This is a genomic window from Porticoccaceae bacterium LTM1 (assembly GCA_030252795.1).
In the GTDB taxonomy this organism is placed as follows: Bacteria; Pseudomonadota; Gammaproteobacteria; order Pseudomonadales; family Porticoccaceae; genus SCSIO-12696.
Window position 1 is genome coordinate 450,417 of sequence record CP127080.1, and the last position, 12,661, is coordinate 463,077.

9 protein-coding genes are annotated in these 12,661 nt (G+C 49.1%); 4 read left to right on the forward strand and 5 right to left on the reverse strand.

Going from position 1 to position 12,661, the window contains the following annotated elements; genetic code table 11:
- Positions 1 to 138 precede the first annotated feature (138 nt).
- The 4 genes from QP938_02080 (at position 139) to QP938_02095 (ending at position 6,642) form a co-directional block, all read left to right on the forward strand.
- Positions 139 to 1,017: a serine protease gene (locus QP938_02080; protein WIO74713.1), complete on the forward strand. Its 879-nt coding sequence runs from the start codon at positions 139 to 141 to the stop codon at positions 1,015 to 1,017.
- 306 nt (positions 1,018 to 1,323) lie between these two features.
- Entirely contained in the window at positions 1,324 to 1,914 is a 591-nt protein-coding gene (locus tag QP938_02085) for an RNA polymerase sigma factor (protein WIO74714.1), read from the forward strand.
- Positions 1,907 to 2,947 (forward strand): FecR domain-containing protein, encoded by a 1,041-nt coding sequence (locus tag QP938_02090; GenBank protein WIO74715.1) that lies wholly within the window; start codon positions 1,907 to 1,909, stop codon positions 2,945 to 2,947. Before QP938_02085 ends, QP938_02090 begins: the two co-directional genes overlap by 8 nt.
- A gap of 149 nt (positions 2,948 to 3,096) precedes the next feature.
- Positions 3,097 to 6,642, forward strand: coding sequence for a TonB-dependent receptor plug domain-containing protein (locus QP938_02095; GenBank protein ID WIO74716.1), 3,546 nt, complete (start codon positions 3,097 to 3,099; stop codon positions 6,640 to 6,642).
- Positions 6,643 to 6,820: 178 nt separating this feature from the next.
- Here QP938_02095 and QP938_02100 read toward each other — a convergent pair whose 3' ends face one another.
- From QP938_02100 to QP938_02120, 5 genes are all read right to left on the reverse strand, one after another.
- Complete coding sequence (locus QP938_02100) at positions 6,821 to 7,477, reverse strand: CoA transferase subunit B (protein WIO74717.1); 657 nt, start codon at positions 7,475 to 7,477, stop codon at positions 6,821 to 6,823.
- 126 nt (positions 7,478 to 7,603) lie between these two features.
- Positions 7,604 to 8,302 carry a CoA transferase subunit A gene (locus QP938_02105; GenBank protein ID WIO74718.1) on the reverse strand — a complete coding sequence of 233 codons (699 nt, stop codon included), beginning with the start codon at positions 8,300 to 8,302 and terminating at the stop codon, positions 7,604 to 7,606.
- Positions 8,303 to 8,425: 123 nt separating this feature from the next.
- Positions 8,426 to 9,364 carry a hydroxymethylglutaryl-CoA lyase gene (locus tag QP938_02110; protein WIO74719.1) on the reverse strand — a complete coding sequence of 313 codons (939 nt, stop codon included), beginning with the start codon at positions 9,362 to 9,364 and terminating at the stop codon, positions 8,426 to 8,428.
- Positions 9,365 to 9,572: 208 nt separating this feature from the next.
- Complete coding sequence (locus QP938_02115) at positions 9,573 to 11,573, reverse strand: acetyl/propionyl/methylcrotonyl-CoA carboxylase subunit alpha (GenBank protein ID WIO74720.1); 2,001 nt, start codon at positions 11,571 to 11,573, stop codon at positions 9,573 to 9,575.
- A gap of 215 nt (positions 11,574 to 11,788) precedes the next feature.
- Positions 11,789 to 12,586, reverse strand: coding sequence for an enoyl-CoA hydratase/isomerase family protein (locus tag QP938_02120; GenBank protein WIO74721.1), 798 nt, complete (start codon positions 12,584 to 12,586; stop codon positions 11,789 to 11,791).
- Between the last annotated feature and the right edge of the window lie 75 nt (positions 12,587 to 12,661).

Genomic DNA, 12,661 nt, shown 5'->3' on the forward strand with positions numbered 1-12,661 from the left:
GCTTGGCACTGCAATTGCAGTGCCAAGATATTTCCTATTTTATCGTTCTGTTGATTTGCAAGTGTAGGGTTACCGGTAACTTGTGCGTTCTCTCCAGTATAGACCCCTGTTAGGGGCGGTTAACTGTGGAGGGAAAATATGAAAATGCGCACTTTCAAAGTGGCTCTGGCCGCTGGTCTTTTATCAGTATGTGGAATTAACTCAGTCTTTGCAGAAGACTATATTTCTGATAGTCAAAGTTTACACTCATTTGAAGTGGAGGCAACAAAACTAGTGGAAACGGGCGATATTGAAAGCCCGGAAACCCTGCTGAAAGAGCTGGAGCGCACACATTATTCACTGACATTGCCGTCCGCTAAGGATCAGGAAAAGTCGCCAGCAGAATTGTTTGAGGCTTATAAGCATGCCACTGTTGCGCTGGGCACTCTATACGATTGTGGTCGAGAGTCTTGCAGAAAAGCACATGTTCATATGGCTTCTGGCTTTGTGATTCACGAAGACGGTATCGTGGTTACCAATCATCATGTCATGATGGGCTTGGCCAAGGACGATCGGAAAATTCACTCAGCGGTAGTTCGGGACTTTGAAGGCAATGTCTATCCAATTCGTGAAGTTCTTGCTGCCCATGAAGCCGATGACCTGGCAATTATTCGAGTGGACACGAAAGGCAAGAAGCTCAAAGCGTTTTCATTGGGTGGTGATGTCGAAGTAGGGGATAACGTTAATGTTATCAGTCACCCGAAAGGCAGCTTTTACACATACACCAAAGGGGCGGTGACACGTCACACGATGGTTCCGATTGGTCCTGATTCGCCAGAGCGTAAACGTATTAATATCACTGCAGACTATGCGGCTGGATCCAGTGGTGGACCTGTTTTCGATGATTGTGGAAATGTTATTGGTGTGGTGTGTACTACCTATTCCATGTATTACCACCAGAAAGAGCAGAAAAGCTTGCAGATGGTGGTTAAGGCGATTATTCCGGTTGAGAGTTTGAAGAGCTTGATTAACGGTTGATATAACAAAAACATTCTTCAAGCATTATTGTTATACGATTTTCGCTGAAAAATTCTATTTTTTCGATCTTGAAAGTCCATTAGGAGCTACAGCACCTAATGGACTTTTTCATATCTGTGTATCTCATAAGTTGTTTCAGTAATAGTGATATCGCTTCGTGGCGACATCACAGTCATGTTTGCTTTTCATATCGTATTGATACTTACCATGATGCTTTGACAATACGCTCCTTTTGGTAGGGTGTCATGCCTTAAGGTCGTTTACTTGGCAGGGAAAGACCGTAGAGGTGCGGCTATAGTGGTGTGTATGGCAAAGAAGAAGAGCAATGTGGTTGACATGAATGGACGGCCGCTAGTGTCTCAAAAACAGGTTCTGGAACAATTGTTTCGAGAGCACGGTGCTGTTCTGCGTGCCTTTCTGGCTCCCCGCATCAGTACGGATATGGATCTTGATGACCTTGTTCAGGAAGTATTTCTCAGGTTGGCTAGAGTGGAAGACCTGACTGAGCGGATGGCGACCAATAGGGGAAGTACACTCTCATACCTGATCACTATTGGGGTCAACTTGATCCTGGATATTAAAAAGCATAATGCAGTCGTCGATAAGCATGCCTACCTTGGGGTTCAGAATAGTGAAGAAGAAACACTGCGGACTGCTCCGGACGTTATTGCTTGTGCACGGGAAGATCTTCAGCTTGTGGAGCAGGTGATTTTTCAGCTTCCCCCTGTTTGGAGGAAGGTTTTTCTGTTAAGTCGTGTTGAGGGGATGACTTATAAAGAAATCGCCCAAAAGATGAATGTATCTGTTAAACAAGTTGAAAAGTATATGAGCAAAACACTGAAAAAAATCAGGGATGCCTTTATTTATGACCAGAAACAGGAGGCCAATGATGGCTAAATTCACAGGAGCCCAGGTTTCAAGAGATCTGGCTCGGCTGTATTCCGGTGAGTTAACTGAAGATGAAGCACGTCAAATCAGTGAGTGCATGGCCTCCTGTGAAGAGTATCAGGCTGAATTTTTGAGGCTCTCTGCAGTTCTGTCGGATCCGGAGCGCCTGAAAACCATGCCAGGTCTACGCGTCTCTTGGGGGGAGTCAGCAAGCACCGGTCGAAAAGTCTGGACTTATGGTCGTGGTTATGGGGTGGCTGCAGCAGCATTTCTATTCTTAGTGATTTTTGCCACCAGCTATTTATTTGTTCCCAAGGGGGAAGATATAGAAACGAACAATCTGGGACGTTATGTAACACGTGTTGGTGAGCAGAAAACTATCAATTTGGTAGATGGAAGTTCCTTGATCCTGAATACAGGGACTCAGGTATATGTCGATATGGCTGAATCCTACCGAAAGGTTATTTTGGAAAGGGGTGAAATATATTTAGATGTGGTCGCAGATCCTATGCGTCCATTTAGTGTGGATTTGGAGTCCCACTCTGTGACAGTTTTGGGGACGTCATTCAATATCTATAAAAAATCAGATGCTTTTAATGTCTCTGTTATTGAAGGTTTGGTAGCTATTCACAAGAAAGATGATCCTGTTTCTGGAACATCTCCGTTAATTGAATCTTCTGGCGGAGCTAGGGTTCGAATCGAATCACCTGATCAGAATCGATTGCAATCTGGATGGGTAGCTGAATTTGATGCGAGTGAAAACTCAATAGTGGCTTATAAGCCACAAAACATAGAACGACTGTCTGGCTGGAGGACAGGTGTTATCCGATTTGAGGAGGCGCCATTATATGAAGTGGTTCAGGAGTTGAATCGTTACTCTGGGAAAAAAATCCTTATTGAGGATAAGTCCGTTATGGATCTTGAGTTCTATGGGTCTATACGTGTTGATCAGTTATTTACTGCCGTTAAAGCGTTTGAGGAAATATTGCCTGTCAAGGTGATCCATCATTTTGACAGGGTAATTATTGTTGGAAAACAATAATTGGAAAGCGAAATTTGTTGTGAATTTGTTGGTAGTTTAAGTTTTGTATTAATCCACCGGTAGGGTCATCTGTGAGTTTGTCGTGAACTTGATAGTCGATGTGAGAAATGTCGACACTGTTACAAGAAAACTTAATTAGAGGTGGGTAAATGATTGGCAAGCTATCTGGTCTTCGAAAAAAGCATATGACAATTGGTGTGTTAACAGCTTTAGCTGTTATTCTGTCAGGCGATATTCTGGCTGATGATCCAGTTATCAACATTGATATCAAAACACAAAAAGCTGGTACCGCATTTCTTGAGCTGGCGGAAAAATCCGGTGTTCAGATTCTGATTCCAAAAAATATTGGAAAAAATGTAGATATTGCAGGTATTTCAGGTGAGTTCACTTTGCCGCAGGCATTGGAGAAGATGCTTTCTGGAACGGGTCTTAGTTATAAATTTACAGACGAGAATCTGGTGATCATTCAGGATAAAAAATTAGAAGCATCAGATGAAAAAACAACGGAAGTTGAAGAGTTGGTAGTGACCGGTAGCCGCCTGATTCGCGATCCGGGAAAAATGACCAAGCAGATGACGATCTTTGATCGGACGGAAATTGAACGCTCGGGTGTGACTCGATTAGATGAGTTCTTGCGTCGACTTCCCCAGAATGTGAACGCCCCAACTAATGTAGGTGGTGGTTTTGTCGGTGATGGCTATGGTCAGCGTGATTTTGGCCTGGGCGGTAATGTATTTGCCGGTAGTGGTGTGAATTTGCGTGGCTTGGGCTCCCAGTATACCTTGATACTGGTTAATGGTCGTCGTCCGGCCGCCGGCGGCCAGTTCGGTGGTATTACTGATATCAGCAATATTCCTATTGATCGTGTTGAGCGTATCGAAATTTTGTTTGATGGTGCTGCCGCTGTGTATGGGGCAGGCGCTATCGGCGGGGTAGTGAATATTATTACCAATCGTGAATACGAAGGTACTAATGTCAATTTGACATACGGCGAGACAACCGAGGGCGGTAGTACAAGATATAATTTCAGTATTGGTCATACGTTCAATTGGCAATCAGGATCACTGACCGGTAGTTTTAGTTATCAGAATCAAGATGGTATCGACGGTGCTGAGCGCGATTTGGCCTTGATTTCAGACACGGCATTTACCGTTCCCCCAACCGATCCCGGATCGGTGGCAGGTAGCGTAATTAGAACCACAGGTGGCCGTCAGGCGATTATGTGGATTAAGGATATTAATGGCGATGGCCTATATGATTCCGCAGGTGAAAGAATAACAGGCGGCGTTTATGTCACAGGTGTTGATTCCAGGGGTAATAATAGAACGGCTACTGTCTATAGAGAAAATCCATCATGGTCTTTTACTTTGGATGATCCAAGCCTTGTGGATGGTTTTGATGAGTTGCCACAGGACAATGGCTATATCCCTGTCCGAGTTTTGCAAGTGCCGGAATACAATGGCCAGCCTCTCGATCTTTACGGTGTTGACCTGAGTAACTATCAGGCAGTTCCCGGCCAGGAAGGTATTTACGGTGAATCGGCGTTTGTACCCCGCAGAGGACAGTCACTGTCTCCGGAGGATACAACCTATTCATTGGGGCTGGATTTGGATCAAGAGTTGGCTGATAACCTGAAGCTTGCTATGTCAGTCAATTACAGTGCCACCGAAAAACGGAACGATACCCGTAACCGCGCAGATGAGCTTGGAATAGGTGGTAATGGTTCAAGTAACCCGTTTGGTGTTCCATTAACTTATGTATGGAATAACCAGTTTCCCCAACAGTATCAGGAATCAAAAATTAATACTTACTCATTTAGTGGCAGTCTCGACTGGCAATTGAATGATGACTGGCAGGTTTTGCTTGGTTGGGGGCTGAGTAAAAACAATCAGAGCTCAGATGTATTTAATCAGTTGTATAGAACTAATTTCTCCTCTGTGACAACCACATTGCAAGACCTGTTGAATGGTTACTATTACGATGAAAATGGTAATGAGGTTCACGGTGTTGCATTCCACGATCCACTCCTGGGGTATAACTCTGGGGAAGAGTTGGTGGCAGCAGTCGTCGATCCGTTAAGCAAAACCAAAAATAATACTTTCAGTCGGGATATGGATATCAATATTCGCGGTGTTCTGGGGCAACTGCCGGGCGGTGATCTGCGCACCAATATTACCCTGTCGCACCAGCGTAAGCGCAATGTGATCTACAACGATAATGCGTTCTACAAGCACTACGGCTTGGAAGTTACTCAGAACACAGGTGATGGCAGTAATTTTGCCACTCTGCAAGAGGACAGTTCATATACCCTCGAGTCTGCTGCTACAACGAACGCAATTGGATTTGAAATTGCTGCGCCACTGATTGGCAGTGAAAATTCTAAAGCATTGATACAGGAGTTTTTGCTAAGCGCCTCTGCCCGTGTGGAGGATTACAGTAACCTGGATGATACCGGCAAGCTCTGGTCGCTGGGCTTTAACTGGCAGATAGTGGATCAGCTGGCAGTACGCTTTAATCGAGATCACGGTATAAAAGTGCCGGAATCGGTTCGATTTGCTAACTCTCTGATAGGGAGGAACTATCAAACGGTAAATATTTATCCGGATGATATTTCGACTCGACGCAGCAGATTTATACGTCCAATCAAACTGACTGGAGGGGCCACTCATCTGACTCCGGAAATATACGATACCAACAAACTGGGTTTTATCTATACACCGGATTTTGTTGAAGGCCTCAGAGCTGAGTTGAGCTTTTCTGATACCAAGGCAAAAGACAGGGTTGGACGCCCCGGCGTTTCCACCAGGCTCACCGAGCAATTGATGGATGAGTTGTATCTTGCGTCGCAGCCAACTCTTTATTATGCAACGCCGGAAATTATTGCGCAGTTTGAGGCGCTGGCGGCAGCGGGTGAGTATGTTGGGCCTATACCGTCGCTAGAAGATACCAACAATCAGATTTCTCCCGGACTGTACGGCCCAACGCTGATTCGCGACGATAGAACTTATAATGTCGGCTCCATGATGCAACAGCAGGCTGACTTGCAGCTGACCTACAATTTCAGTAACGACTGGGGTGATTGGTTTTTTACCTGGCGTCACCAGTATATTCACGAGCAGGCTTACCTGCAGTCGGATATCTGTGCGAGTGGGAATTGTTTTAGTGCGACGAATGACACAGATCTTTTATCAGATAACTTTAACAAGTGGGTTGATATTGTTGGGGTGATGGATGAGAGAGATTTTGCTGTCCAAAGTCAAATCTTCCAGCCAGTGCCTGAACACAGCAGCACACTGGCGGTTGATTGGCAGTATCGCGGATTGGGAATTGGACTGAGAACTGATTATCGTTCAGATACCTCCATGATTCTTATGGATCAAAGCGGTGCGTTCGTAGGTGGACAATTGGTTCGGTATGAGAATATTCGCAAGGCAACTACCTCGCCAACTCGCTCCATTGATATGACGTTTACTTATGATTTTTCAGGTGACCTGTTCGACGCGCCCGGATGGCTTGAGTCCACACGGATTCAGCTGACTATTGATGATGTGTGGCGTCGCGAACAGGAAGTAACTCAGAAATATCTGAAGCAGGAATTTATACCGCTAGCTGATGAGGAGTTTGTGCAAATTAATGGATATGCTCTTGAGCCACGCGGACGTGCATTTTCGTTAAGCATAACCAGTACTTTCTAAACATTGTTGTATTGGGGGTGTTTTTCCCTAAAGAAAAGGCTCCCCTTAACCCAGGATGCCTTTTCTTTATTTTTTTGCCGTTTAACAGCTGCTTATATGGAGATTTACATTGTTAATAAAAAAAGCCCTGCATAGCATTATTGCTATGCAAGGCTTTTTTAATTAGAGCAATGCAGCGTTAAACCGTCATCTCTGGCACATTCTCCGGAATAACCAACTCGCCAGCTGTTTTGGAGGCGATCTCTTCAACACTTACACCCGGTGCTCGTTCCACCAGATGGAATTTGCCATCGTGGATTTCAATGTAGGCCAGATCGGTAACCACTTTTTTGATGCAGCCGGCACCGGTCAGTGGCAGGGTACACTTTTGCAGCAGTTTGGAGTTGCCGTGTTTGTCAGCGTGGGTCATGGTGACGATGATATTGTCGGCGCCGGCTACCAGATCCATAGCGCCGCCCATGCCTTTTATCAGTTTGCCCGGCACCATCCAGCTGGCGATGTTGCCTTCAACATCCACTTCAAATGCACCCAGAACGGTCAGGTCCACATGACCGCCGCGAATCATTGCAAAGGATTCAGCGGAAGAGAAAATAGATGCACCGGTAATAGCAGTAACGGTCTGCTTGCCGGCATTGATCATGTCGGCGTCGACTTTATCTTCAGTTGGGAATGGACCCATACCCAGCAGGCCGTTTTCAGACTGCAGCATAACTTCCATACCTTCCGGTACATAGTTGGCTACCAGAGTTGGAATGCCGATGCCGAGGTTGACGTAGTAGCCGTCCTGTAATTCTTGTGCCACTCGCATGGCGAGTTGTTCACGGGAGAGTGCCATCTTTTTGCCCTCTTTTTTACTTATTCAAAGTAACTGGAATATTAGTTGTCATCCTGAGCGTAGCGAAGGATCTCGTTGTCTCAGCAACTTGTGAGATCCTTCGCTGCGCTCAGGATGACAAGATTATTAATTGCGAACTGTGCGCTGTTCGATACGTTTTTCAAATGTGCCTTTGATCACCCGGTTTACATAAATGCCCGGTGTGTGAATCTGGCTTGGATCAAGTTCGCCCGGCTCAACAATTTCTTCCACTTCCACGACGGTAATTTTGCCGGCGGTGGCTGCCATTGGGTTAAAGTTCTGGGCGGTATGACGGTAAATTACGTTGCCGTAGCGATCGGCTTTCCAGCCTTTCACGATGGCAAAGTCGCCGGTTACTGATTCTTCGAGAATGTAATTGCGGCCGTTAAATTCGCGCACTTCCTTACCTTCGCCAATAGGCGTGCCGTAGCCGGTGGCAGTAAAAAAGGCTGGGATACCAGCACCGCCGGCGCGCATTTTTTCTGCCAGGGTGCCTTGCGGAGTCAGTTCCACTTCCAGTTCGCCGGACAGCAGTTGTTTTTCAAACAGGGCGTTTTCACCAACGTAGGAAGCAACCATTTTTTTAATCTGGCGATCTTCCAAAAGGATGCCCAGACCAAAGCCGTCGACACCGGCGTTGTTGGAATAAACGGTCAGGCCTTTGGTGCCCATTTTTTTGATCTGGGCAATCAGGCCTTCCGGAATACCGCACAGGCCAAAGCCGCCAGCGATAATGGTCATATTGTCTTCGAGGCCAGCCATTGCTTCTTCGTAGCTGGTTACGACTTTGTCAAAACCTGACATGGAGAGCTCCTGTCTTTTGTTTTCCTTATTCCGTCACCCCGGAGGGGTCCGTCATCCCCGCGCAGGCGGGGATCCATCTTTCGGATGGTGGATTCCCGCCTGCGCGGGAATGACGACCTGTAATTAATTTGAGCAAGCGGCAGTTTTTGCCTGCGCCACTTTGGAACCGTTGTTGCGATTCAGTTTTCCGGTAATGAAGTTGCCGGCGTCAATCAGCTTGTCGAGATCAATGCCGTGCTCAATACCGAGGCCATTCAGCAGGTAGACCACATCTTCGGTGGCGACGTTGCCGGAGGCCCCTTTGGCGTATGGGCAACCACCCAATCCCGCCACTGAGCTGTCCACCACGCTGACACCCATTTGCAGGGCAGCGTAGATATTGGCGACTGCCTGACCGTAGGTGTCGTGCAGGTGAACTGCCAGATGTTCAACAGGAACATCCTGCGCACAGGCCGCAATCAAGCGCTGGATTTTAGCGGGTGTGCCGACGCCGATGGTATCACCCAGAGATATCTCGTAGCAGCCCATTGCGTAAAGTGCTGTTGACACTTCACGCACCTTTTCCGGGTCCACATCGCCTTCGTACGGGCAGCCTGCCACGCAGGAGACATATCCACGCACCGGTAGGTTGTGGGCCTTGGCTGCTTCCATAATCGGCTTGAAGCGTTCCAGGCTTTCTTCGATGGAGCAGTTGATGTTTTTCTGGCTGAATGATTCGGATGCAGCGGCAAAAATTGCCACTTCGGTGACGCCAACTTCAACCGCTCGCTCAAAGCCAATCATGTTTGGGGTGAGTGCGGCGTAAGTGACACCGTCCTTGCGTTTGAAACCGCGAAATACGTCTTCACTGCCGGCCATCTGCGGAACCCATTTCGGATTCACAAAACTGCCCGCTTCGATGTAGCCGAGGCCGGCGTCTGTAAGGCGGTCAATCAATTCGATTTTGGTGGCGGCATCAATGGGCTGTTTTTCGTTTTGCAGGCCATCGCGGGGGCCGACTTCGACGATTTTTACGTGGGTAGGGAGCCCGGCGCTTGGTAAGTTGGTTGTTTGGTGTGTCATATTTCTTTGCTCTGTTTGAAAGGTCGCACGTCGCATGTCTGACGTCGCACGCTAAAAACCAACATGGCTTTGTCATTCCCACGGAAGTGGGAAGCCACCTGGTTACTTCGTCAGTTATATAGATCCCCGCCTACGCTGGGATGACCCCTACTTTTTGACAAAGGAACCGGATTTTAGCGTGCGACGTGCGACGTCAAGCGTGCGACCACTAATTCAATACTTCAAAAGCCAGCAGCTCACTACCACCATCAACCAGATCCCCTGGTTGATAGTAGAACTCCGTTACTTTACCCGCTGCCGGGGCGCGAATAGTGTGTTCCATTTTCATCGCTTCCATCACCAGCAGTGGTGTGTCGGCTTCCACTTCAGTGCCGACTTCGGCCAGCAGGGTCACTATGGTGCCATTCATCGGGGCGGTCAGGCCACCTGTTGCGGCACTGCTGTCTGCGTCACCTAGATCCGGTTTAGCGATTGAGAAGTGCAGTGCCTCATCGGCGGTAAACAAGGTGAAGATCCCGTCGTGTTCAGCGGCAGTAAGGCGCTGGCGGTAGCCGTCGATATCTGCGTACAGATCATTTCCGTTAAGTTCGCCCGCAGCCAACAGTGACTGTTCGCCAATGCGAATCATATAGCGGCTGGCACCACGTTGTTCCACCACAACGGCGTGAATCTGGCCATTGAGATCAATGTTGAGCGAGTGGCGATGTGCCTCGTTCAAGCGCCAGGCACTTGGGTCGTGCCAGGGCGAGTGCGGGTCATTACTGCCATGGGCTTTCTGCGCTGCCTGCTGTTGCTGCTTGAGCACCAGATAGAGGGCGGTCAGCGGCAGATGCTGTTCACTGTTACTGTCTCCGGTGTGGAAAATCGCATCTTGGTGTTTCTCGATAAATCCGGTGTCCAGATCGGCATCGCGGAACGCTTTGGTGCTGGCCAGGTTATAGAGAAACTCGGTGTTGGTCACCATGCCGCTGATTCGGTACTCCGAGAGGGCGCGGGTCAGGCGGCTGAGTGCACGATCGCGGTTTTCGTCCCAGACAATCAGTTTTGCAATCATCGGGTCATAGAAGACGCTCACTTCATCGCCCTGCAGTACACCGGTATCGACGCGTACATGGTCGCTTTCGGCAGGTGGCTGCAGGTAGGTGAGGGTGCCAGTCACTGGCAGGAAATCGTTGTCCGGATCCTCGGCGTAAATGCGTGCTTCAAAGGCGTGGCCATTGATTTGCAATTCGCTCTGTTGCAACGGTAATTTTTCTCCAGCGGCAACTCGCAGCTGCCACTCGACAAGATCCTGTCCGGTAATCATTTCGGTCACCGGGTGCTCTACCTGCAGACGGGTGTTCATCTCCATAAAGTAGAACGAACCGTCCACATCCAGCAGGAATTCGACGGTGCCAGCACCCTGGTAATTTATCGCCTGGGCAGCGCGTACTGCCGCATCACCCATTTGGGCGCGCAGCTCTTCGGTCATGCCTGGAGCTGGCGCTTCTTCGATAACTTTCTGGTGGCGGCGCTGCACGGAGCAGTCACGCTCAAACAGGTAGACTGCGTCGCCGTGGTTGTCGCAAAACACCTGAATTTCCACGTGACGCGGCTGGGTGAGGTATTTTTCCACCAGCATCTTGTCGTCGCCAAAAGCGTTCATCGCTTCGCGTTTGGCGGCAGCCAATGCCTCGTCAAACTCCTTGGCACTCCATACCTGGCGCATACCTTTACCACCACCACCGGCGGCAGCTTTCAGCAGTACCGGGTAGCCCATTTCGTCGGAGGTCTTGCGCAGGATTTCCGGGTTCTGGTCTTCGCCGTGGTAGCCGGGCACCAGCGGTACCTGGGCTTTCTCCATAATGGATTTTGCGGCGGACTTGGAGCCCATCGCTTCAATGGCCTCAATCGGCGGGCCGATAAACACGATGTTATTGGCGTCACAGAGTTTGCAGAATTCGGAGTTTTCCGACAGGAAACCATAGCCCGGGTGAATCGCTTGGGCACCGGTTTTCAGTGCCGCTTCAACCACCACGTCGCCGCGCAAATAGGAGTCCCGCGGCGCAGAGCCGCCAATGTGAACCGCTTCATCCGCCATGGCCACATGCAGGGCATTGCGGTCCGCGTCGGAGTACAGCGCGACGGTTTTGATGCCGAGCTTGCGCGCGGTCTTGATGATTCGACAGGCGATTTCGCCGCGGTTGGCGATTAATATTTTGTTGAACATAGTGCTAACTAGCTCGCTGTTGAGTTCTTAAGTTAGGGTCGCACGTCGCACGTCTGACGTCGCACGCTAAAAGCAGCCCGTAGCCTAAAATAAATCGTTCTTTACACTTACAATTGGCGTTCTGCATTAGCAGAGTTCACCGTAATTTTTGCGAGCAGTTTGGTTTTAGCGTGCGACGTGCGACGTCAGACGTGCGACCAAACAAGCTCAAATTATTAATCTGAAGACTGCTGCCAACTGGGTTTCCGTTTCTCAAGAAACGCCTGCAGCCCTTCCTGTCCCTCTTCAGAAACCCGAATCGCGGCGATCTGTTCACTGGTGTATTCCATCAGTTCACCGCTGAATTCTTTGTTTGCTACGTTAAATACCAGTTGCTTGGCGGCGCGAATTGCTTGCGGGCTATTGGCGAGCAAGCTGTCTACCATCCATTCCAGCTCGGTATCGAGATCCTCTTCATCCACTACCTTGCTGAGCAGGTTGAGTTGCAAGGCTGTTTTTGCGTCAAAGCGTTCGGCGGTGGTGAACAGTCGACGCGCGGCACGTTGGCCGATAGCGTTAATTACGTACGGTGAAATTGTGGCCGGGATCAGGCCGATCTTCACCTCGCTCAGACAGAAGCTGGCACGAGTGGAACCGACTGCCATATCACAACAGCTTACCAATCCGACTGCACCGCCAAAAGCGGCACCCTGTACTCGTGCGATGGTGGGCTGGGGCATGTAGTTGAGCTTGCGTAACATTTCCGCCAGTGCGGTGGCGTCGCGCAGATTCTCGTCATAGCTGTAGGTTGCCATGCGCTTCATCCAGCCGAGATCGGCACCGGCAGAAAAGCTGCGCCCTTCGGCGGCCAGAATTACTACGCGAACGTCGTCGTTTTCGGCCAGCGCGGCGAATTGGCGGTCCAGTTCGGCGATGATCACATCGTCAAAAGCGTTGTGTTTGTCGGCGTTGTTGAGGGTGACAGTTGCCACCCCGCGGGAGTCGATTTGTACTTTTACTTTGTCAGTGCTCATGGGTCGCACTCCGTAGTTTTGGGTCGCACGTCGCACGTCTGACGTCGCACGCTAAAAGCGGCCCTTCGATTCAAA